The sequence below is a fragment of the Sporosarcina sp. FSL W7-1283 genome, assembly GCF_038003105.1.
Lineage (GTDB): Bacteria > Bacillota > Bacilli > Bacillales_A > Planococcaceae > Sporosarcina > Sporosarcina newyorkensis.
Genome location: NZ_JBBOOL010000001.1, coordinates 2,872,626 through 2,896,095, shown reverse-complemented (window position 1 = coordinate 2,896,095; position 23,470 = coordinate 2,872,626). Strand labels below are relative to the sequence as shown.

Below are 23,470 nucleotides of genomic sequence, written 5' to 3'. Positions count from 1 at the left end.
AAGCCTTTAAAGAACACAAGATTTGTTTCCCGCACCGGAACGTTTTTCATGGGAATCATAAAAGTAAACGAAAGCAGCCCGATACTTTTCCGGGCTGTTTCATTTCAACCGTCAAAGCGGCCAAATTTCTAACCGATCAAAGAATGCAAAACGAACAAATCTCTACTTATTTATCAACAAATATGTACAATAAAAAAGGCTCATTATCGCCAAATTGCTCAAGTATTTATCGGCGTTAAATAGGTGGAAATAAGACGGTTTAGGCATACCAAACAATAAACCGCGAAAATACGATAATAAAGGCTCTGGCATCACATTTTAATTCGTGAAAATGAAGTATAATGTCGAATTTTATCGATATAGGACTTTGGATAGACTTTGTGGGGAAGTCTCCAACCTACCCCCAGATTATGTTAATATAGAAATAAGAGTGAGGGAAAACGCTGCTGAAAGAGAGCGGAGAAATTCACTGCTTTTTTATTTTGTCTCTGGTCAATCAACTGCATGTAAAAGTCTACCTAGCCTGCAATCGCTTTCCCCCAACTTATTTTGCAGCCCCCACCTAAATACTTAAGCACCGCGACAAAGAATAATTACAATCGAATATGGAAAGGATTTGGTACAATGCGATCTGATATTACTGCAGATCACAAGTTACAAGAAAGAGATCTTCGGAAGAAAGAACCACGTCAGGATAAAACTGTGCGTGAAAAAGACCTACAACAGGATACAAATCCACGTCAAGAAGAAACTACAGGTGATTACTCATTTGAACGGGTTCCGCGCGAGGAACGGCAAATGAGCTGGTTAAGTATCACCAACATCACATTCGGCATCGCAACTGCGATCTTCTATTTCCAGATGGGAAGCGTTATGGCACTACAATTTGGAGCGGTGAATGCCCTCATCTCAGCGGGGTACGCAATTGTAGTCGCAGGCATCCTAGGAAGCTTCATTGTTTATTTGTCTGCTAAATCCGGCATGAACGTTAACTTATTATCCCGCGGAGGATTTGGTTACGTTGGAGCCGGATTAACCTCACTTATTTACGCGTCTAATTTTATTATGTATTGTGCCTTTGAAGGCATGATTTTAGTTGCTGCTGTTCATGCTTATTTTCCTGCTATCCCTGTTTGGCTGTTAATCATAGTCTTCGGATCGGTGATTATCCCATTGAACTGGTTCGGCATTAAGCAACTGGACAAATTGCAAAAATGGTCCTTGCCGATCTTCTTTATCTTTTTAATTACAGCGATCGTTATGACATTCACCCATTCGTCACCATTTGACGGGGCTTTATGGACATTCTTGCCTGAAGGCGTTAAAGTCGGCGGCACTGCACTATTGTTATGTATCGGAATGCAGCACGGTATTATGGGGCTAACTGCATTGATTGCATCGGACTATGCGCGCTTTTTAAAACCAAAAGATTTGAAAGTTGGTTCCATTGCAATCGGTTTCATTCCGCAGATTTTCTGCTATGGTGTAATGGGCGGTCTTGGCATTTGGTTCGGAGTTACATTTGGCGAATCAAATCCGGGCGTATACATCGTTATTCTATTAGGGCTTGGCGGTGTGCTGTTTACACTGCTTACACAAGTTCGAATTAATGTTACCAATATTTACAGCAGTTCGTTATCCCTATCGAACTTCTTTGAAAACACATTTGGCTTTACGCCGGGACGTCGTTTCTGGGTCGTTGTTGGGGGCGTCACTGCGATGATTCTCATGCTGGGCGGAATCATTGACCATCTTGACATGGCAATGACTTTCCAAGGCGTTGCGCTCATGAGCTGGGCGGCCGTACTAGTGACAGATGCGCTTGTGCTAAGAAAAGGGCTGAAAGTCGCTCCACGTTTTTATGAATCCAGACAAGAAAATCTTTTTAAATGGAACCCAGTCGGCGTTGTATCGCTAGTAGTTCCGACGATTATTGGTACCATTGCAGCGCTCGGTTTTATGGGCACATTCCTTCAAAGTACTGCGGCATTTTTCGCTGCCCTTTTGGCAGCGGCTATGACGATTATTTTTGGAATGACGACAAAAGGACGCTATTATGCGAAGAGAGAAGTAAACGATGTTCCGAAAGAGGATTGGATTTAATCAGCTGTATGTCTAGATCTTTTACAAAGAATAGCATCTTATCTCCGATAGTTGTCAGTAAACATAGCCAAGGTTAGTTAGGTGTAAGAAAACTACTCTTAAACTTTGACATCAAAGCATTGTTAGGAGAAGGTGTTTGGACTCACGCTTAGTCCAAAAAATATTTTTATAGAACGTCATAAACTTTGTTATATCAAGGTATATGGCGTTTTTTAATGTCATGAAATTTTACTGGATTTTAACGGAATATCGTCAGCAAACAAATTTAGTTCAATAGGAAGACATTGAATTTTCAATTGATACTTTAACCAGTTCAACTAAACTTTTATTAATGGCACCTTGCTTGATAACAGACATCATAACAATCACTGCACTGGGTTTTATCATGTTATAATTAATCATCACCTCGTAACAAAAGTGAGTAAGTTAAGAAAGTAGGAGATTATTCTGTTTACAATCAGAAATTTTGAAGATAATGCGAATGTTAACGTCAGGGAAGAGTTAGGCCCTTTTAAAGTAGTGGAGTTTCAAAGAGAATTAAGTGTCGATCAATTAACAGCGCAATCGGCATATTATGCGTCTGAAATGAATGTGAGAAGAAGACAGTTGGTTTGCGATGTCAATCAAGCAAATATTACGATTCAGGCAGGTTCTATGCAATGGATGGCTGGAGATGTGAAAGCGACAACTGGGATTAAAGGTGTTGGAGATTTTATTGGGAAAACATTCAGAGGAAAGGTCACAAAAGAATCTGCGATCAAACCTGAATATACGGGAACTGGCAAACTTGTATTAGAACCAACGTACAAGCATATTTTGCTCCTTGATGTTGGCGAGTGGGATCAGTCACTCATCATTGAAGACGGACTGTTTTTAGCTTGTGATTCGGGATTAAAACATAAAGCCGTGATGCGCGCGAGCCTGTCTTCTGCTGCATTAGGAGGGGAAGGTTTGTTCAATCTTGGACTTGCTGGTCAAGGAGTGGTCGCACTTGAATCTTCTAACCCGAGAGAAGAACTGATAGAAGTAGAGCTAGATAATGATGAGTTGAAAATTGATGGGAATATGGCGATTGCTTGGTCAGGCAGTTTAGGATTTACTGTTGAGAGGTCTGGAAAAACACTTATGGGTTCGGCGGCTTCAGGAGAAGGATTGGTAAATGTCTATCGCGGAACAGGCAAAGTGTTAATGGCGCCATTTCTTCAATAAGGTGTCGGAATATATGTAAACAGTCGGGAAAGTCTAACTGTTAGTGGCAGGCACTAAAACATTCCAAATTCCATGTAGAGTATTAAGAATTTCGTTTGAAACAGTTATTTTACCTACTTAATGGCACGTTGTCCTTCTAGAAATGGTTGTTTACGTTATCCGTTTAATATTCCTTACAAATTGGATATGTATTTATGCTCACAGAAAATAATAATAAAAACGCGTGAATGGAATAGAAGAGAGACAAACCCATGGCTTATATTTTATTAATTGTAGGATTTGCACTGTTAATAAAAGGTGCTGACTTATTTGTTGACGGTTTCTCCAATATCGCGAGACTCGATGTTCCGGGCTTTTATAATGCCTGGCATAATCATGGCTTGAACTTTAATATCTGTACAGGCTTGAAGTCGTCCTCCATGGTGAGTACGGCTTCTTTTTCTTAAGAAAAATGTGAACGTTGTGGAAGGGAATTTAATGATTAAAATAGATAGACTCATATCGATGAAAGATCACGTCGACCGGTTGCGTCCTTTTTCCGAAGCCACATTGCGAGGGCTCGAAATATTTCCTCGTATTTTGAAACTTTTTTAGTAATTTCCCGTCTATACGCTGCATAGAGAATTGGGATGTTTAGAAAGGATGATAGAAATGAAGAAGTTAATTACAGTAATTGGTGCATTCTTACTGGCGTGCAGTTTGCCGTTGTCAGGGGCTGCTACCGGTAAGCAAGTGTATTCTGACGTGCCCCCGTCGAAGCATTTTGCGGATGCGGTGAATGAGCTGGCGGCGCGTAATATAATAGGAGGTTATCCGGACGGCACGTTCAAGCCGGGAAATTCGATTACGCGGGGACAAGCTGCGGCGATTATTGCGAAGATGATAGGTCTGGATACATCGGATGTAAAAGGCAAGAAATTCAAAGATGTACCAGCATCTCATGGATTTTATAAAGCGATTGTGAAAATGGCGGAGGAAGGAATTATCGGGGGGTATCCGGACGGCAGTTTCAAACCGAATGAGCCGATTAAGCGTAAAAATATGGCTGCGATTCTTGTTAAAGCATTTGATTTGCCTCGTAATGCGGATGTGAAAAATCCGTTCAAAGGAGAAGTCGGCATTACGAATGACGTACTTGTTATTTACAAGCTCGGCATTACTTCGGGCACATCTCCTACAACATTCAGCCCGAACGCATCGATTACGAGAGGACAGGCCGCGAAAATGCTTGCGGCGACGGAGCAGGTCATGATGAAGAATGCTGTGACGGTAAAAGCGGGCGATTTAGGATGGGATACAATTGAATCGGTTAACGCGGATGAAGTAAATCCAGGTGTATTCCGAGCAGTAGAAGTCAAAGGGAAAAAAGGCACGCAGGATCAAGTTCAACTATTCCCGATCAAAGAAGGAAAAGGTGGAATGGTCATTGCGGGAAGACAAGGGGAAACTGGGTGGAAGTCTCAAAAATACTATATCCATGTGAAAAAAGAGGGCAGCGAACTGCGTTTGACGTTAGAAAAGACGGATGAATCACTGCCGACAGTGGCATGGCTCAATACGAAATATAAAACGGTACAAAATATAGCTCTAGCCAAGGTGGACGGAGAGAATATTTCTAACAACGTAAAAATAGAAAAAATCGAATACAATTTTACGCATATTATGATCGAAAAGCCAGGTGTGTATATCGCGACGGTCCGCTTTGCGAATGGAGACGAAGTGCGGTACAGTGTGACAGCGTTTGAAATGGATGACAGCTTTTTCTATGGTACGTCGGCGGTTGAACTAGGACTGGCTGATGTTTTAAAATAAGTATAATGTCAGGCTAACAAAAGAGATTCCCGGAAGTGCGTACAAGACAACTTTTATTGAAGGTATAATCTTAGCGTACTGAAAGTAGTCCGTCTACACACATAGACGCTGAGCAGCAGATCTTTTAGACATGGGTTCGATTCACACCATTTCCATAACATACTAGTATATAGTTTCATTGAACGTCATAAACCTTGTTCCATCAAGGTTTGTGGCTTTTTTTGTTTTTATATACCAGGTCTTCAAACAACTCCGGAACAATTCTAATTTGTTCCTAAGTTGTTTAGGGACCTGTTACCTTTTACAGCACCACAGGCAAAATCACATAAATATTGGCACCGGGCCCTTGCGTATCCGGATCGATGAACGGAACCCGCCGGATCATCCCGAGCTCAATCAACTTCCGAATCGCCCGCCGAACTGTGGAATTCGATACCTTCAATTCCTCCTCCATCTCCCGCTGCGTTAGATGCGCCACCAAGGATGCTCCCGATTGCGAATGAATCAACTCGAATACCGCCCTATCCGTCCTGTTCGTACTTTTCCAGTTTCTCTCCAAATGTTCGCGGACTGCTTGATCTAGCTCGTCCTGATCCATGAATCGTGTATGGCCTGCTAAATAATTTGTCATGTCGTCACTCCTTTTTCTCCCTATATAGCTAGAGGGATGAAAAAGGATACACGGATAAAAAACACTGGATTTTTGACCCCACCTGTATTCTTTTCCAAGAATCCCCCTATATAGCTTGCAAAGGAGCAGAAATGACTCCTTTCATCAGAAATCCAAAGGGGGAATTACACATGAAGTTATTGATTAACGAACCGTCTTTACAACTGCTGCCTACGCTGGTTCATCAAGTTGGCTTGAACGAGGCCATTTTTTTGCAGCAACTACATTATCGCTCGCTAATCTCCAAAGATATCTGCGGTGGAGAAAAGTGGGTGTATAAGACCTATGAAGACTGGGGAAAAGAGTTTGCATTTTGGTCGCAGAACACCATCAAGAGAACGATCGGCAGGCTTGAAAAGAAGGGGTATCTGATTTCCACAGCCGAATACAATGAGCGGAAGAATGACCAAACCAAGCGTTACCGGATCAACTATTCGAAGCTCGACATATCAGCTGAACCAGGTTGGGTAGACGGACATAACCAGGATGAGCCAGAGGAGCTACCCACATTGGGACAACCATTATTTAAAGAACTTAAAGAACCTCAAAAAGAGAATGTCGGCTTCCGGGAAAATGAGGTGGTTTCGATCACCGAATACCTGAACCAGGTAACCGGCAAAAGATACAAGGCGAATGCAGCATCCACCAAGAGGCTTCTTACTGCCCGGCTGAACGAAGGTTATACAGTCGACGATTTCAAACGAGTGATCGACTTGAAAGCATCCCAGTGGCTGCAAGATGAGAAATTTCGTAATTACTTACGGCCGTCGACATTATTCAATGCTACGAACTTCGAGAACTATTTCAACGAAGAAATGCCGGCTCAACGCAAGACGGAACCTTTTCTGTCGTTCGAATTGGATTTCGCGAAAGGAGAGAGGTAGATGAGCAGCCGACTAGCCGAGAAGAGTTTATTGGGCTCCATGTTGACCGAACACCATTATATTCTGGATAGCGACATACGGGCGTCCTACTTCCGCTCGCACATTCATCGGAATATTTACAGTGCAATGCGCGAACTGGCCAGAACGAATAAGCCGGCCGACCACATCACCTTATTGACGATCCGGCAACATGCACAACTAGGCGGAGCGAATTATCTGGCAGAGCTCAAGAACTTCGCCCATCCCCCATCCCGCTCGTTTTGATGAGTATAAAGAAATCGTCGTCGGCAAATGGAAAGAAGGGGAGAAGGCGAGATTGTTGCAGCTAGCATAGCAAGACAACTGGTCCATCGCAGAAATCCAGCAAACCTTCGACCACCTGCATGAGGAAAATGCGGGGAGCACGGAGACATCCTTGAAAAGTGACTTGATTCAGCAATACGAAAGACCGTTCACGCCGCTGGATGAAACGAACGGAACCACCACGGGTCTCGCGGGACTGGATCTGGTATTGAATGGGTTTCAGAATAGTGAATTCATCGTCGTGGCAGCCCGGCCGTCAATGGGAAAGACGGATACATTGAACCACTTCGCGTTGAGCGCCGGCTGGAACGGTCATCTGCCGATCATCTTCATCGATTATTTGCAGATCATCCGTCCCGACGGAAATCCAGCAAATCAAACCCAAGCAATCGGACAAATCAGCGCGGACTTGAAAAATATGGCGAAGGAATTCAGTTGCCCTGTCGTGGTGCTGTCGCAACTATCAAGAGCAGTCGAACAACGCCAGGACAAGCGGCCGCTCATGAGCGACTTGCGTGACTCAGGAAATAGCGAACAAGACGCAGACGTCGTCGCTTTCCTTTATCGCGCAGATTACTACCACAAGGAATCCATCCCGGCCGATGAATTGGAAATCGATATAGCCAAGCATCGGAACGGACCAACTGGGAAAGTGGTGGTGACGTATATCAAAGAGACCGGCAAACTGCAGGATATGGGGAGTATGGGACGCCAGAGGAGTGGAAACGGATGAAAATGACGGTCGGGGAATTTTTCGAATCTGCAGTGGAACTGGACATGAGGCTCGTTGCGCATCGTGTCTACTGGGCATTATAGACCGGAAAAATCTGTGCCGGCGAAGATGTCGGAAAGCTGAAAGAGCTGCAGTCCGATAAAGCAGCAATCATTGCGATGCATGAAGCTAATGTTCTGGGCATTGGTCGGATCAAACTGTTTGCCGTCAAGACCAACACGACAGACTGGTTCGCTTTCTATTTTGCGGAACATTCATTGGACGTATTTCGACTGCATGGTGAAAAGTTCAGGGAGTATGACGTAAAGATTGTAAACGCTGATCGTCTGATGTGGGAAGTGATGGCGTCGGCTGATACCGGAAAGGAAGAGTTTTTGTTTGAGCGGAAGGGAAGGGTTGTGGAGTTTCCGGCTTATGTCGGGCACGCTAGAGCGGGGGAGATGGTGTTGTTTCATGTTTGAAGGGGGCTGTGTGAGAAACATTCATGGTTTTTTGATTAAACACGATTGTTTAAAGAAACGTAATAGTTTCGTGTACCCTTCACTTTGGCCACAACACTGACGGCAATTGTGGCTGTCGTGGCAGCAATCGAAAAAGAAGTAACCGCCCATTACCTTTGACCGAGGATCACAATGGGGGTTACTCTTTTGAGTAAAAACATCTTAAATTGTTGAATGGGTCATCCGCTCTTCTAGCGGTGTGCCACTGAGATTGTTGGACGTTTCATAGACATTCAGCTTTTCTTATTAAATGCTAATTATATCATGGGATATAGAAGTTATACCAAAATGAATAGGCATATTCGAGGGCTTCACACAATTCATTGTAAGGCAGAGTCGGTCCTCTACTTCCTGATTCTGAGTCAAAATAACAACTAGAATAACCTGAAATTATTCTTAACTGGGGTGAGGACCAGTTCCTTTTTTAGTAGATTTTTGAATGTTTTATCCAACATCAGTGAGTTGTTCTTCCTTTAATTGCTGACTTTGATAATATTCTTGTGCTACAAGAGTCATCTTGAATTCTACAGTCGGATCAATTTCTTCCACTACTCCTTGCAGTTCCTGAATAGTAGTCTCAAAGAATTCTTTCCGCAGATTTACTTTATTAACTCGTTGTTTATGCAGGATCTGATGCAATTGATTTTCTAATTCTACTGCGTCATTACTGAAGATCATGGCATGGATATCAAATTTAAATGGGACAGATGCGCTGCCTAATTCATCCACGCGTTCCTGTGGATTTAATCTTCGCGTCATGCCAACTTTGAACATATTATCACCAAATGATCCTAAGTTAGATATAACGTAAACATATCCGGCCTTACCATTTGCCAGCCGTGTAATTTCTTCTTTTTTCGCTTCAAGCTCATTCTGCTGATTTTCTAGTTCTTGAATGCGGGCTACGAGACCTGATATTTTTTCTGTATCCGTTTCAGATAACAGTAGTTCTTTATGTCGATTCATTTCTACTATGAACTTTTCTTCTTCTTGCTCCAGTTTTTTCTGTTGTTCTTTCAATGCTTTTCTTTCCGCTGCATCTTGCCTCATCTGTTCGCGTATCGCCTGTTGTTCCTCTTTTTCGCGTTCTCGCTTTACATAATAGTAGTGCTCTACTTCAATCGCTTCCAGAAAAACTGGTTCGATTTCTGCAAGGAACCGAGTGATTGTAGGCAGAATTGAATTATTGCCGTCAGCGCAGATTGCCAAGTATTTTCTCACTAACGCACGCACATTTTCTTGTGCTTCTTCGAGTTTTGAGTATGTGAGCGTATATATGATATTTTGTAATTCTGCCTGCAGGCCAATCACCATTAACTGATAGATTGTTTTATTAGACTTTGTCGTATAACGATCCACATAAGCATCCAGTACCTTGTTCATCTCACGCTTGTTACGGGACATTTCTTTTCTAAGTTCTTTAGAGTTTTTATAATGACAGTCGAGTTCAATCAAATTTTTCAGCATACTTTCTTCATCATAAAACTTACTGACTTTACGGACTTCTTCTTCTAATTTAGAATAATCAATTGCCAGGGGGAAGCGTTCAGTCAATGTTTTGATTCCTAATACTTCTGCTTTTGCCTTTATAATTTTGTTAGTGTTTGTTTTTAATTGTTTCTCAGCTTTTTCATTGTCAGCAAGTAGCTGATCACGCTCTTCAATATATTTCTGAACATCTTTCAGTACATTTGCGGCATCATTGGCTGCATCTTCTCTAATTTTTTCAGCTTCTGCTGTTGCTTCATTAATTTGCTGTTTCATTTCTTCCCGAATTTCATATTTGAATTCTTCTTTTCGTTTTCCGAATATCTCTTTGTTATTAACGATTTCTTCTTTAACAACATTCAATTCTTCATTGCTGTTAGCAATCTTTACTTCTAAAGCTTTTAATTCATCGTCTAATTTTTCTAAACTTCTATTTTTACCATCCTCTATAATCGCCAGATCTTCATACTTTTGAAAAACCTTGTTGTTCTTTTTTATTGCTTTTCGTAGTTTCCAAGCAATTATTGGACCGAGGATAAGGATTACTTGTGGCAATACAAAAGCTAGTAAAGAGAAAATGAACAGTAAAACACTCCCGGTTTTTTCGAACCATTTTAATTGGTCATATATTTTTGGAGTGTCTCCTGTTAGTTGATCTTTGGATAACTTCGTCTTTTTACTTTCTTTGTCTTTCTTCAATTCAGAAAACCCCTTTCATAATTTTTTAGCAAGTTGCGGTAACAAGAAATACAAATAGATAGTTTGCGACTACTTCACCATTCAAGCAGACGTTTATCTTATTATTGAATCTATTATACCAGTTCATGTGATCTATATGTTGACTGTGTGCTATTTTGATTATAAAAAGACAAAAAGTGTATATTACAAGGTCGTTTTGTCATTTTTATTTAAAGTGTTACTTACTCCATTCCCTCATAGCGATATACCAGTTTTCCATACACATGTAGAATACGGTTCAGAAAATATAGTGAAGAATTTTAGAAAACAAGGTGAAAGGTTTCTTGTCTCCTTGCAAAGAGCCGTCTTTCTAGCCCTGTGATAGCGGGGCTACAAACAACTGAAAACAATTTGGGGTATTGTATAAAATATGCGAGGACCAGGTATCTTTTATTGCCGTGGTCTGTTTTGATTCCCAAAAATCTGTAATTGACTTGTGGCAAGCTTACCGCACTGGTATGATATGGATGAGACTATACAACTATAGTATGAATGATATAAGAGTTCGCGTTCAATTGGCTTATGAAAACCAAAGCAGGTGTGAAAATGATTATTTATGAATCTACGAAAGAGCAATTTGTAGGAGATGTGGTCAATGAATTATTAATTGACCGTTTATATAGTTCTTATCAAGAGAAGATAGGCAGGACGAGCAAATCGGAAATTCGTTCGTGGGAGAATTCATTGCAAAAGATGTCGAATGTCATGCAGGATGAGGACATACCGCGTGATGCTGCGGTGGCAATCGAATTCAACATCCCTAACACTTCAAAGCGGGTGGACTTTCTAATTGCCGGGAACGACGGGGATCAGGACCATGTCGTCATAGTGGAACTGAAACAGTGGGAAATGGTAGAAAAAATTGAGAGTCGGGACGCCATAGTTAAGACTTATCTTGGGGGAGGGCTTCGCGAAACAACGCATCCTTCCTATCAGGCATGGTCCTATGCTGCGCTGATCGAAGACTTTAACGAGAATGTGCAGCAGCGGGAGATTCGGCTCGAGCCTTGTGCTTATTTACATAACTATCGGAAAATAGCCGACGATCCGCTTACCGACGTTCACTACGAGGAGCATCTCGAGAAAGCCCCTGTATTTACTAAGGGTGAAATACAAAAACTGCGCAGCTTTATTAAGAAATATATCCGTGTTGGTGACCGAAACAATTTAATTTATCAAATTGAAAATGGCAGAATCAGACCTTCCAAGTCGCTTCAAGACGCATTGAACAACATGCTTCAAGGCAATGAAGAATTCATCATGATTGATGAACAGAAAGTGTTCTTTGAAGAGGCATTTCATTTGGCGCTTGAATGCATTCGCACGGATGAGAAGCACGTCATGATTGTAGAAGGCGGGCCTGGGACAGGGAAGTCTGTCATGGCTATTAATTTATTGGTGAAATTAATTGATCAGGACCTGGTTGCCATGTATGTAACGAAAAACGCTGCACCCCGCGATGTATACAGCACAAAGCTGAAAGGTGATTTCAAGAAGTCGCATATCGATAATTTATTTAAAGGATCCGGCAGTTTTACACAAGTCGAAGACAATGAATTCGACGTGCTGATCGTGGATGAAGCGCATAGGTTGAATGAAAAGTCCGGTCTATTCCGCAATAAAGGGGAGAACCAGATTAAAGAACTGATCAAGGGAGCAAACTTCACTTTGTTCTTCATTGATGAAAACCAAAAAGTGACCTTGCAGGATATTGGCAGCACGGATGAAATTAAAAGGTATGGAGAAGAACTGAACGCAAAAATCGTCTACTCACGTCTCACTTCTCAATTTCGCTGTAACGGTTCTGACGGATATATAGCCTGGCTGGACGATGTATTGCAAATCCGGCAAACCGCGAATGTGAACGATATGGGAATGGACTATGATTTCCGCGTGTTCGATGATCCGAATGAAATGTTGAAAGAAATAGAAAAGCTGAATCAATTAAATAATAAATCTAGGATGATGGCGGGCTATTGCTGGGACTGGCCTTCTAAACAGAGACGCGATGTACATCATCATGATATCACCATACCGGAATATAATTTTGGTATGAGTTGGAACATAGAGAAAACGTGGGCGATCGAGGATTCTTCCGTTAGGGAAGCAGGATGTATCCATACGGCGCAGGGGCTGGAATTCGACTATGTCGGCGTGATTATCGGGGACGATTTGAGAGTTGAAGAAGGGCAGCTTATTACTGATCATACAAAACGTGCTAAGACGGACCAGTCCTTAAAGGGGATCAAGAAAATTGCAAAGGAAGATCCAGCCAGGGCTCATGAGCTTGCAGATCCGATTATACGAAATACTTATCGAACATTAATGACGCGTGGACAGAAGGGTTGTTTTGTTTATTGTACGGATCCCGGGTTGCAATCTTATTTTAAGGAGCGGTTGCAGCGTGTCAAGCTACATATGCAGGCAAGGCAGAGGAATTTGTATTTGGTGGATGAGCAGGATGGGTATGGGGAGTGATTGTTTAGGAGTTGTCGGATTTTGAAGGGTTGTGTTTGTGATGTAATCAGGTCTTTGTACAAGTCAGGAACGATTCTGATCTGTATTTGAGTTGTTTGGGGATCAGGTACCTGCTTTTTTTATATAAAGAGGAGAGATATAAAATGGCTACAGACGTTCTAGACAAACAAGATAAAGATGGTGGATATTATGCCATGAAGGGTTTCCTGTACCAATTTGATGCGACGTTGATGAAAATTCTTAAACATCCCAATCAAAAGATTAGATTTGAGGTTGAGCAAGATATTGATTATGAAAAATTTGTAATCCAAGTTAAACATAAAGAGGCAGTAAAATATTCGCCGAGTAAAATAAGGGGAGCGATTAAACAATTAATCGACTTATCCACTTTAAAAAAAGATAAGAAATATAAATTATATTGTTATTTTAAAGAATGTGAAGAAGCTGTAATAAGAATTGACATAGAAACATTGGACGAGATATTGGGACCTGATTCATTGTCTTACGATCAATCTATTAAAGAGTCTTTTGTAGAACGTTTTTTACTGGAATTTTCATGTGATTATGAGAAGCAATTTATAGAGCTATTAGACTTAATCAAACATATCTACAAATTGGATAAAGATGAGCTTGCGATATATTACCATGCTATGTTCAAAGGGGAATTGAGTTCTCGTTCTATTTTGAAACGGGCTGAAAGAACTCTAGATAAAAACCAGCTAGATATTATTATCAAAAATAATAATAGAGTAGTATTCGAACAAGGTTATCAAGAGTACTTATCTTACGAAAAATATTTAAATATAATTCGTAAGGAAAATTTTACACATACTAAGTCACATGTTATTCCCCATGAGCGTGTATTTATAATAGAGTGTAATGCTGATGAAATTGTTGAGGATTTGTTTGAAATAGTTCATTCTATTAGTAAAAAGTTTTTTAGAAGTGGTAAGCATGGTAGTGCATCACCTGCACCTTTTATTTGTTTTAGAGGAATGGAGACAAAAATATTGAATAAATTAAAGATGAATTTAATAGATCATGAATTTCATTTTAACGATGGAACATTTTTTGCTGGAGATAGAATTAGGTTGGATCAACTGTTTAAAAAACAGTCAGAAAGTATTAAAATTCGATTTATAGAGCAAAACGTTTTATCTGAATTGATAGAGCTTAAAGGGACGATAGAAACGTATCAGCTTTACAAAAAAAAGGTTATACCTTTAAAATATGAGACTAAAGAAGTTAGTATCTATATGAATTGCATTTCAGATATAAAACAATTACTTAGCTAGGGGTTGAAATTGTGGATAGTAAAATTGCGCGTGTAGAATCTGTATTACCTGATAAAGTTAAGGTTAGAGTTTATGATATTGAAAAATTTAAAGCTGATACTGATCAGTTCACAGTCGGGGCATATCTTCGAATCTCAGATCATGAAGATGGGGCATTATTAAGTATGATTGAAAATTTCACAATTGAAAGAGATGAAGAAAAAGGAAAGGAGAGTTATATATTAGAAGCTGCACCGGTAGGGTTTATAAATTCGGATGGTGAATTTCAACGGGGAGGAAATAACATTGCTATTCCTCCGACAGGTGTAGAACGTGCAAGAGCGGAAGAAATAAAAGCAATTTATAATAATATCGATACTAATAGCCAATTTTTATTCTCCTCACTTCTCCAAAACAAAGATGTGCCAGTTCCAATAGACGGGAATAAATTTTTTAATAAGCATATAGCTATTGTTGGTTCCACGGGGTCAGGAAAATCCCATACGGTATCGAAAATATTACAACAAGCAACTAATTTAAAGAACTTTGAGGAATTTCATTTAAAAAATCATTCACGTATTATTTTGTTTGATTTACATGATGAATATCGAACGGCTTTTCCGGAAGGAAATCATTTGAACGTAGAAAACTTAAATTTACCATATTGGCTAATGAATGGAGAGGAACTAGAAGAACTATTTGTAGAGTCGGGTGAAAATCAATCTTATAATCAATCATCTTTATTAAGACAAGTAATAACATTAAATAAGAAAATCAAAAATCCACAATTAAATGCAGAGGAAATTTCGTTTGATACGCCTATAAAGTTTTCAATTCAAGAAGTTATTAATTGTATTATTAATTTATCGAACGAAACCAAAAATTCAAAGAAACCAAATGAAATTTGCTTTATGGATGAAAATAAAGAATTCACAACAATGAATGAGAAAATGCAATATTATTTTGAGGAAATATATGAATTTAAAGAGACGAAGAATGGGTCTGTGAGCAAAGGTACTTATAATGATGGTACTTTGGAGAAATTCAAATCACGTATTCAGAATAAATATGAAGATCAAAGATTATCATTTCTATTTCAGAATTCAAATGAAACTATACAATTTGAAGATGTCCTTAGAAAATTAATAGGCTTCGAAAACGGAAGTGAAACTGAAAAATATAACGTTACCGTTATCGATTTGAGTGGTGTACCTTTTGAAGTATTGAGCATAACAGTATCCTTAATTTCTAGGTTGCTATTTGACTTTTCATATGTCTATAAAAGAATGAGAAACATGAGAAATGAAATGAGGGAAATTCCATTACTTTTGGTTTATGAAGAAGCACATAAATATGTACCAAAAATTAAAAATTCACGATATAATTCCTCTAGAAATGCGATCGAACGAATTGCTAAAGAAGGGAGGAAATATGGTATTTCTGCTATGATTGTTAGTCAAAGACCATCGGAAATTTCAGAAACAATATTTTCACAATGTAGTAATTTCGTTACAATGAGATTAACGAATCCTGATGATCAGAACTATATAAAGCGTTTATTACCAGATGTTATTGAACCTGTGACATCTTCGTTGCCAACATTAAAAGAAGGAGAGGCGATTATAATCGGGGATTCTATTACAATGCCTTCGTTGGTAAAGATCGAGATGTGTAATCCTGAACCCTCTTCTCAAAATGTTGGTTTCTTAGACGAATGGAAAGAAAAGTGGTATAGTCCTGACATGACGGAAATTATTGAACAATGGATATCAAAATCTTGAAAAAATTAAATGAATTCTGTATTAAATTAAATTGTCATTGTATGGATCTGAAAAAGACCACCCAATTTTGTCGAGTGATCTATTTAATGTAAGCCCGAACTCAAAAGACACATATATTTCAATGAATTTATGAATGAACTTATGGGTACCCACTAGCGTTGCACAGGTGTAAATGCTAGTAAGAAATTCAATAAATTAGATAATAACTCTTGCGAAGACACAAAAAAGCTCCTAATGTAGGTAGGGACGACGACTAAATCAGTTCCCTACACTATCAAAAGGAGCAATACCCATGAAAAGTGTAAACCCTAATTTAGTATTTTGTCAATGCTTATCGAATTTACCTAAAAATGCGCTTGCCTGCCCGATCTTCAATTATGATGCCAGGAAGCTTTCAGACTTTGAAGTTGTAAAAGTTTTTATTCTGGCCAACCTTTGCGGTTGGAATAATCTCCGAAAAATCGAAACAGGAATCCGGGCTAAAAAAGATTTACAAAAAGAGATTACTACCGAATCCTTTAGCCATTCCCAGCTAAGCAGAAGGCTTGCAGGCCTCGACACAGGGCAATTGGCTGACCTTCTTGGACGTCTGGCTTCCCACTTCTGGCTCCTGAAAGGCGCCTCTAAGGGCTTGCATCCGAATGTGGGACTGATCCGTATCATAGACGGAACCTATGTTAAGCTTCCCAACAATGCAGCCGACTGGACAGCCATCTCTAAAGATTCCTCCGGAATCAAGCTTCACGTCCGTGTCGCTGTAGCCGACGCAAACTGCGTCTTTCCCGAGAAGATGATCCCTTCCACGGGGAATGTCTCCGATTCGGACGCTGTCAATCATATTATCGATGCAGATGAAACGCTGTATGTGATGGATCGCGGCTATGCCCATAAGACGAAGATCGGTGGCTGGCTGCAGCAGGGTATTCATTTTCTAGTCCGTTGCCGGAAGAATTTTCGGATGGAGACCCTGCGTTCATTCAAGCCTACAAACCCGCGAGTCATTAAAAACGAATTGGTCTCTATGCTGACTCGGAAGGAACCGCTTCGGTACATTTATTTCAAAGATGATACAGGCAAAGATGTGCATCTGCTGACTGAGCGAGTGGAATTAACAGAAGACGAGATTTTAGAAACCTATAAAAACCGTTGGTACATAGAGCTTTTTTTCAAGTGGCTGAAACAACACGTCAAGCTGGATCACTTGTTCAGTCATTCGCCTACTGGTATTTGGAATCAGATGTTTATTGCCCTGATCACCGTCGCTTTGGTCGAGATTATGCGTTTGAAAATAGCCCCGGGAAAGTCAGCGTGGACTTTTTTAAGTACGCTACAAGAGTATTTATTTAACCCTATCGGCCGGTTGAAGAAAGATTTCAACCGACCACTGCGTAAAAGTAATGGTCGTCAGAAAATCCCTGACAGGGCTAAGAAATCGCGCGATTTCGGCGAGGACCATGCGATAGTTAGTCCAATTAATCGCCAGCACTTTGTGGAAAAAGAGAAAGAAAAAAAGAGAAAAAAAGCACTAGAAAAAGATAAGTAAATAGATATCCAAAAAAAGGGAACTGGTTAGTCTGTATAACCCTGTTCCCTTTTTTAACTTTAGTTTGATAAGTTGCTTGGAATAAATAAACATATTTGTTTTCATATGGTTACAACGCAACGCTAGTGATGGGTACCAGGTCCTCACACAACTTAGACCCAATTTTAAATTGTTCTTGAATTGTATGTGGACCAGGTACCTTTTATAATATAATTGAATATCGGTTTAGAAAAAGTATTCAAATGATTTGGTAAGTAGTAAACGGTACCTGTGTGATGTTGAATCCACAATATTCTCTTGCACAAGTACTATTCACTTAAAGTTTCCCACACAGGCCTTTTCTGCTGACATACTTTTTCTTTTCAAAACTCTGAACTTCTATTTTGTGCCATGCATTATCAGGCTCCCCTGTCACACCTATAAAAACATGAACAATGGAACCTATTTGAAGTACATCTATCCTGATCCCGTCAACGTAATAAGGGTAACATTCTCCGAAACCTAACCCCTCACATTCACCTACGCGGTATACCGTATTCTCGAAATCCACTTCTACGTTGTCCGCTTTCTTTCCGGTGGATTAGTTTTAGAATCACGTTTCACGGCTGCAATTTCTTTGTGAAAGGTACCTGTGTGACATACATTCATGATTGTTTAAACAAACGTAATAGTTTCGTGGCAGATACCCATCACTATGCCCTAACTGACAGGTTTTGCATCATACGGCGGTAATGCAGATTAGAAAGTGTCTGAATGATGATGTGAAAGTGAACTATTGAAGGTTTTTAGAGGAAGTAGTGAAGATTTTATGATTTTATGTGTACCTGTAAGCGACGGCAAGTATAAGTACACATTGGAGAACTATACGCATGAATGACCAGAGAGAAAAGATACTAAACAACCAGCGGATATGATAGACTAAAAACATCAGTTGCACATAAAAGCAGATGGGCGGTTGGCACTCCCTTGAGAAAGGGGGTGTTTAAATATGGTGACATACGAATCAATGAATATGCTATTTCAATTCGGTATATTCTTAGCTACGGTACTAACAGCGATTGTAGCTGTTGTGGTAGCAATCGCAGTCACTAACAAAAAGAAGTAACCGCCCATTACCTTTGACCGAGGATTTTAATGGGGTTACTCCTTTTGACACCTATTTTATTGTTCTTGGCTATCCGCTCTTCATGCGGTGTGCGACTGTGATTGGCTGGACGTTTCGTAGACGTTCAGCTTTTTTTATTATATGCTGATTATACCACAGCTATACAAAAATAAAACCAAAACGTTTAGTATCCAGTACCAGGTCTCCAAACAATTCAAACACAAGGCAAGGTAGTTTTTCTACAATGTACAACAGATAAAACCATTCAAGAAATCTCAACATTTGATTCCTATAAAGCAATATTCATCAGCAGAAAAAATTAGACATTTAGCGTAGGACACCAAGAATTATTAAGGAATGGGGGATTTACATTAATGAAATACGAAATTCCAAAACTTTTGAAAGAACATGAAAAACTAACTAAAGGCACATTTAGGTATAGTAACGAGATAATTTTTAAGCGTGAAGAAACAAAACCTTGGGATAGCAAATTAGGTGGGTGTCCCTATTTGAAAAACAGTGAAGATTATCCAACCGATCAAGTTGGAAAACCTATGTTGTTTTTAGCACAAATCAATCTGTCGGATATTGGAGAGCTGGATGAATTACCTAAAAAGGGATTACTGCAATTTTTTGTTGCAAACGATGATATGTATGGTTTGGAAGATCCTATTCTAGTAAAATACATTGAAGATTATGAAGAAAATGAAGGACAGTTAGTAAAGAAACATCCTTATGAAGGTGAAGAATATAACCAAAGTCTTCCTTTTTCACACAGCGGCAAAATGTATTTTACATCAAGAGAGATGCCTATGTCTTCCTCATTAGATCTATTTCGAGAAATTTTTATGAAGAAGCTATCAGAAGAAGAATATGAGAAACTGAGTGATGATTGCTATAGTAGCGATAGCAGAGTTGGCGGTTATCCCTATTTTGTTCAGAATGACTATATCGGTTTTGACGATGACGATTTTCTTTTATTGCAACTGGATATTGATGAGGAATGCGGCATTATGTTTGGGGAATCTGGGAACTGTGTCTTCTCCATCCCAAAGGAAGCTTTGAAAAATAGGGATTTTTCAAAAGTAGTGTATGATTGGCAATGTTGCTAGTGAGATGCCGGCACGATGATCCGTTCTGGAGCTTATAGAAAAGTCCTAAGAAATGTATGAGTATTTCGGTAAACGAAATTTTCACAACCATGACGTCAACATATCACTTATCGAATTGAGGTTTCCCAATGATACCAAATCAAAATAAAATGAGAGTAATGGAGACCATTGCTGAAAGAAATTTAATTTCTCTCATGAATGATACAAAGTGGCGAAAACTCCAAGATGCAGTTATCAATACGTTGCTATTTCCGCCACCATACCAAGGCAAGTATTTGTTAGATGATCTATTACACCCTGAAGAATTTGAAAAGGATGTTTGGTATTGGGGAGATTGGATAGAGGGTATTGTACCATTTTACAATGTGGAGTGGATTCGAGTCCGGCCAAGATATTAGTTTAGGGTGCCTGTGTGACACACAACTCTGACACTATTCTGACTTGTATACATAGTTTGTTGGGTGTCTACGCAAGAAACAAACGTGACAGTTTAAATATTCACGTTAGTTTGAACAAACACGAATGTTTAAACTAACACAATTGTTTGGTTAGGCACCCATCACTAATTGAATCAATTAGTTCATCCGTAGGTGGCTCAGATTGATAAGATTCTTTTGCATACTCGCTGTCCTCCCAAAAATCAGCTAAAAACATATTAGAAAAAAGATGTTCGTCTGCTTCCTGCCTTTTGTTTAATTGATCTATCCGCTTTTTATCCATTTCTACCTCCCGATGAGTATATAATAACTTCATATGTATCTGGTAACCTCTACCTTTCAAATAGTAACACTATGATATAAAGAATTCTTAGTGGGGTGCCTGTGTGACACACAACTCGGACACTATTCTGACATGTATACATTATAAGCCAATAGACAATGAAAGCTTGGCGATTATGAGAATCTAGCCATGAAAAGCAAGTACCTGGTTCTCATCCACTACAAACATAGTGTGAGGTGCAGGAAACAAACGTGAAAACTTAAACATTCACGTTAGTTCAAGCAATCATCAATGCTCAAACCAACACAATTGTGTGGTGCGCCAAAACCACCTCCATGTGCAATAAAACAGGTTTTACTGATATTTGCGACGTATGGGAGTATACTAATAAAGTAAGAATGTCTACATCAGTAAAATAAGATTTTGAAATATTTTGTATAAATCGTCTTCAAAGATGACACGAAAAGTAGGTGAACCAAGTGGGAAAATATCAACTAGATGCCAAAGGTCAGGCAGCCGTGGACAAATATCATGAAAAAAATAAGCCTGCACAATTTGATAAAAAGCAACAGCTTGAAAAAATACGTGCAGAGTATTTGAAGAAAAAACAAAAACAAACAGAAAAATAATACGACGCTGAGGCAGCACCGATCACAAGGGATATTGGCCAAGAGGAAACTCTTGGCCGATATCCCTTTTTTCAATCAGTAGCGTTTTTCAAATAGACATAATTACAGTTTGATAGAAAGACACAGAGGGTATCATTAAATAACAGGCAGCAAATAGCATCTGTATAACCACATTTATTCCCCAGCCAGTTCTAGCAACAGTAGCTGTCTCATAAACTTCCAAGTAGACAACCATCACGAAAGGGTGATTCCAATGAAAAAAACATTATTCGCAATCATTATCTTAGTTCTCGGCTTTTCCTACACTGCGCCTGCCGGTACGGCTTCAGCGGCAGAAAACAGTGGCCTTTCTCCAAACGATGGCTTAATCCTGACCTATTCACCTTCATTCACCGAGCCTTCGAAAGAAACGTTTCACGTGAAGAAAGAAGAGACATTTACGTATTTATACAATAAAAAGAGTCAACACTATCCGGAGTTGGCCAATTTAGTATATATTGAAGACGATTTCGGACTGTCGGCAAGTTTAGGATATTCGGATTTTGTTTTTGTAAGTGCACCTTACCCGCTAAAGCAAGGCTCCACTTTTATACAAAGCGATCACTTTGATGACTATAAAGTTCTCGTTGAAAATAAGCCAAAGACTGTAAAAGTAAAAGCCGGTACTTTTAAAAACACGGTGATTCTGAAATATCCGGACGGTTCCCGGGTGTATCTCGCAAAAGGAATCGGCATTATAAAAATCACGGATGCAGCGGGAAAAGTGACGACTGAACTCGCTGCTGTAAAAGCAGGGAAGTAATTTTTCATTTACAGGATTTACTTTTGCTCATTACTGGAATAGATAATTTCTTTAAAAAATCCCGTCGGTCATACTGGACTGACGGGATTTCCTCTGGTTTAAGAGCACCTGTTCAAGTATTTAAAGTTTCCTGTGCAAGAAACTATCTTGTTTGTTTAGTAATTAACAGTAACTCAAACAAAGATGAATAATTGAACTCTCATATTTGTTTCTCACACAGTTCCTTTTTAACGTCAAACTTCTATTCCTGCAATTCCAAATCCTCCAGGACCAGAATGTGTAGAGATCATAGCGCCTGCTTCAATCCAAATCCTATTTTCGAATCCTTTTTCAAGTGCAATTTCATTGATCCGTTGTTTGATAGTTTCACTTAGTCCGATGGAGTATATAAAATATATTTGTTGTCTATCAATCTCGTATTGCTGTAAATAATCCAGCAATAACTTTTCAGCAACTTTGCTCATCTTTCCATGATATTTTTTAGTTGAGACAAGCCTGCCATCTACTAATTCAATACATGGTTTTATTTTCAGCAAAGCACCTCCCAGATAAGCCATATTGCTGACTCGTCCGCCGGCTCGTAAAAAATCTAAGCTGCCGGGTAGGAAGGCAAGTCTTGTTTTAGGCACCTTTAATTTGATTTTTTCCAGCAAGTGAACAGGATCTATCTCCGGATATTTCTCCAGCAAAGTAACCGTATACATGACAACTGCAGTTAATCCTCCTGTAACGTTTAACGCATCAATTAAAAAAATATCATCTACATCTTCCGCAGCCAGTAACGCGTTTTGAAAGGAAGCAGATGCTTTTGACGTATATCCGATATGAATGATGATACTATCAGGAAATTCCGTTTTGATTTTTTTGAAAAACTCTTGATACTCATGGACATTAGTGGCAGATGTAGAAGGTATCTTTTTTGTACGATCATAAAATTCATAAATTTCTTTGACGGGTAGATGACCATCTAAATAGTCCTGTCCATCCATAATTACGTGCATGGGTATTACTTGTATATTATGTCTCTTTGCTAACGATTCCGGTAAATCGGCCCCGCTCTCAGTCGATAAAATGAATTTTCTCACTAGATATCGCCTCCAACTTTTATTCTATTAATACAAGTTTTGAGTTGAGATGCCTTTGTAAGAAACAAACGTGACAATTTAAACATTTGTGTTTGTTCGAATGGTCGTGAATGTTTAAATAAACACAATAGCTTGGTACATAGGCATCGATCATTAATTATTCATCGAAGAAGTATATGCATGAATGACCAAAGAGAATAGGCATTCAACAATCTGCAAGTATGATAGACTAAAAACATTAGTTGCACAAAAAAGCAGATGGGCGGTTAGGCACTCCCTTGAAAGAAAGGGGGTGTTTATATATGGTGACATACAAATCAATGAATATGCTATTTCAATTCGGTATATTTTTAGCTACGGCACTAACAAAAAGAAGTAACCGCCCATTACCTTTGACCGAGGTTCTCAATGGGGGGTTACTCTTTTTAGTAAAAACATCTTCAATTGTTAAGTAGGTCAACCGCTCTTCATGCGGGGACAACTGTGATTGGCTGGACTTTT

General features: G+C 39.4%; 21 protein-coding genes. 17 read left to right on the top strand and 4 right to left on the bottom strand.

The genetic code is table 11. The annotated features are described in order from the left end of the window. Window positions 1-624: 624 nt before the first annotated feature. The 4 genes from MKY93_RS15165 to MKY93_RS15150 all read left to right on the top strand — a co-directional run bounded on the left by MKY93_RS15165 (window position 625) and on the right by MKY93_RS15150 (window position 5,124). Entirely contained in the window at window positions 625-2,103 is a 1,479-nt protein-coding gene (locus MKY93_RS15165) for a purine-cytosine permease family protein (protein WP_340759952.1), read from the top strand. Between the two features lie 519 nt (window positions 2,104-2,622). Further along, window positions 2,623-3,312 carry an AIM24 family protein gene (locus MKY93_RS15160; RefSeq protein ID WP_340759950.1) on the top strand — a complete coding sequence of 230 codons (690 nt, stop codon included), beginning with the start codon at window positions 2,623-2,625 and terminating at the stop codon, window positions 3,310-3,312. Window positions 3,313-3,563: 251 nt separating this feature from the next. Next, window positions 3,564-3,758 carry a hypothetical protein gene (locus tag MKY93_RS15155; RefSeq protein WP_340759946.1) on the top strand — a complete coding sequence of 65 codons (195 nt, stop codon included), beginning with the start codon at window positions 3,564-3,566 and terminating at the stop codon, window positions 3,756-3,758. Between the two features lie 205 nt (window positions 3,759-3,963). Continuing rightward, window positions 3,964-5,124 (top strand): S-layer homology domain-containing protein, encoded by a 1,161-nt coding sequence (locus tag MKY93_RS15150; RefSeq protein ID WP_340759944.1) that lies wholly within the window; start codon window positions 3,964-3,966, stop codon window positions 5,122-5,124. A 301-nt stretch (window positions 5,125-5,425) separates the two neighbouring features. Here MKY93_RS15150 and MKY93_RS15145 read toward each other — a convergent pair whose 3' ends face one another. Next, on the bottom strand, window positions 5,426-5,755 hold the full coding sequence (locus MKY93_RS15145) for a winged helix-turn-helix transcriptional regulator (RefSeq protein WP_340759942.1): 330 nt from the start codon (window positions 5,753-5,755) through the stop codon (window positions 5,426-5,428). 170 nt (window positions 5,756-5,925) lie between these two features. Here MKY93_RS15145 and MKY93_RS15140 point away from each other — a divergent pair, with 170 nt between their 5' ends. The 4 genes from MKY93_RS15140 (at window position 5,926) to MKY93_RS15125 (ending at window position 8,175) form a co-directional block, all read left to right on the top strand. After that, on the top strand, window positions 5,926-6,678 hold the full coding sequence (locus MKY93_RS15140; RefSeq protein WP_340759941.1) for a conserved phage C-terminal domain-containing protein: 753 nt from the start codon (window positions 5,926-5,928) through the stop codon (window positions 6,676-6,678). Further along, on the top strand, window positions 6,679-6,942 hold the full coding sequence (locus tag MKY93_RS15135) for a DnaB-like helicase N-terminal domain-containing protein (RefSeq protein ID WP_340759939.1): 264 nt from the start codon (window positions 6,679-6,681) through the stop codon (window positions 6,940-6,942). A 163-nt stretch (window positions 6,943-7,105) separates the two neighbouring features. Continuing rightward, entirely contained in the window at window positions 7,106-7,714 is a 609-nt protein-coding gene (locus tag MKY93_RS15130; RefSeq protein WP_340759937.1) for a replicative DNA helicase, read from the top strand. Between the two features lie 158 nt (window positions 7,715-7,872). Further along, on the top strand, window positions 7,873-8,175 hold the full coding sequence (locus MKY93_RS15125; protein ID WP_340759935.1) for a hypothetical protein: 303 nt from the start codon (window positions 7,873-7,875) through the stop codon (window positions 8,173-8,175). A gap of 483 nt (window positions 8,176-8,658) precedes the next feature. Here the strand turns inward: MKY93_RS15125 and MKY93_RS15120 are convergent, their stop codons facing one another. Further along, on the bottom strand, window positions 8,659-10,401 hold the full coding sequence (locus MKY93_RS15120) for a GIY-YIG nuclease family protein (RefSeq protein WP_340759933.1): 1,743 nt from the start codon (window positions 10,399-10,401) through the stop codon (window positions 8,659-8,661). 585 nt (window positions 10,402-10,986) lie between these two features. Between MKY93_RS15120 and MKY93_RS15115 the strand changes: the two genes are divergently transcribed. The 7 genes from MKY93_RS15115 to MKY93_RS15085 all read left to right on the top strand — a co-directional run bounded on the left by MKY93_RS15115 (window position 10,987) and on the right by MKY93_RS15085 (window position 20,131). Beyond that, on the top strand, window positions 10,987-12,918 hold the full coding sequence (locus tag MKY93_RS15115) for a DUF2075 domain-containing protein (protein WP_340759931.1): 1,932 nt from the start codon (window positions 10,987-10,989) through the stop codon (window positions 12,916-12,918). Between the two features lie 143 nt (window positions 12,919-13,061). Next, window positions 13,062-14,213: a hypothetical protein gene (locus tag MKY93_RS15110; RefSeq protein WP_340759929.1), complete on the top strand. Its 1,152-nt coding sequence runs from the start codon at window positions 13,062-13,064 to the stop codon at window positions 14,211-14,213. An 11-nt stretch (window positions 14,214-14,224) separates the two neighbouring features. Next, on the top strand, window positions 14,225-15,973 hold the full coding sequence (locus MKY93_RS15105) for an ATP-binding protein (RefSeq protein WP_340759927.1): 1,749 nt from the start codon (window positions 14,225-14,227) through the stop codon (window positions 15,971-15,973). A 292-nt stretch (window positions 15,974-16,265) separates the two neighbouring features. Then, window positions 16,266-17,516 carry an IS4 family transposase gene (locus MKY93_RS15100; RefSeq protein WP_340759925.1) on the top strand — a complete coding sequence of 417 codons (1,251 nt, stop codon included), beginning with the start codon at window positions 16,266-16,268 and terminating at the stop codon, window positions 17,514-17,516. Between the two features lie 1,006 nt (window positions 17,517-18,522). Beyond that, window positions 18,523-18,621 carry a putative holin-like toxin gene (locus tag MKY93_RS15095; protein ID WP_340759923.1) on the top strand — a complete coding sequence of 33 codons (99 nt, stop codon included), beginning with the start codon at window positions 18,523-18,525 and terminating at the stop codon, window positions 18,619-18,621. A gap of 374 nt (window positions 18,622-18,995) precedes the next feature. After that, complete coding sequence (locus MKY93_RS15090) at window positions 18,996-19,733, top strand: YwqG family protein (protein WP_340759921.1); 738 nt, start codon at window positions 18,996-18,998, stop codon at window positions 19,731-19,733. Window positions 19,734-19,861: 128 nt separating this feature from the next. Then, entirely contained in the window at window positions 19,862-20,131 is a 270-nt protein-coding gene (locus tag MKY93_RS15085) for a DUF6678 family protein (protein ID WP_340759919.1), read from the top strand. Between the two features lie 133 nt (window positions 20,132-20,264). On the opposite strand, the gene MKY93_RS15080 is transcribed toward MKY93_RS15085, so the two are convergent. Next, a complete protein-coding gene (locus MKY93_RS15080; RefSeq protein ID WP_340759917.1) occupies window positions 20,265-20,453 on the bottom strand; it encodes a hypothetical protein in 189 nt (62 codons plus the stop codon). 479 nt (window positions 20,454-20,932) lie between these two features. On the opposite strand from MKY93_RS15080, the gene MKY93_RS15075 reads away from it, so the two are divergent. Together MKY93_RS15075 and MKY93_RS15070 are read left to right on the top strand one after the other, a co-directional pair. Beyond that, on the top strand, window positions 20,933-21,082 hold the full coding sequence (locus tag MKY93_RS15075; protein WP_340759915.1) for a hypothetical protein: 150 nt from the start codon (window positions 20,933-20,935) through the stop codon (window positions 21,080-21,082). 253 nt (window positions 21,083-21,335) lie between these two features. Next, window positions 21,336-21,884 (top strand): hypothetical protein, encoded by a 549-nt coding sequence (locus MKY93_RS15070; protein ID WP_340759913.1) that lies wholly within the window; start codon window positions 21,336-21,338, stop codon window positions 21,882-21,884. A 233-nt stretch (window positions 21,885-22,117) separates the two neighbouring features. Here the strand turns inward: MKY93_RS15070 and MKY93_RS15065 are convergent, their stop codons facing one another. After that, on the bottom strand, window positions 22,118-22,969 hold the full coding sequence (locus MKY93_RS15065) for a DegV family protein (RefSeq protein WP_340759911.1): 852 nt from the start codon (window positions 22,967-22,969) through the stop codon (window positions 22,118-22,120). Window positions 22,970-23,470: the final 501 nt, after the last annotated feature.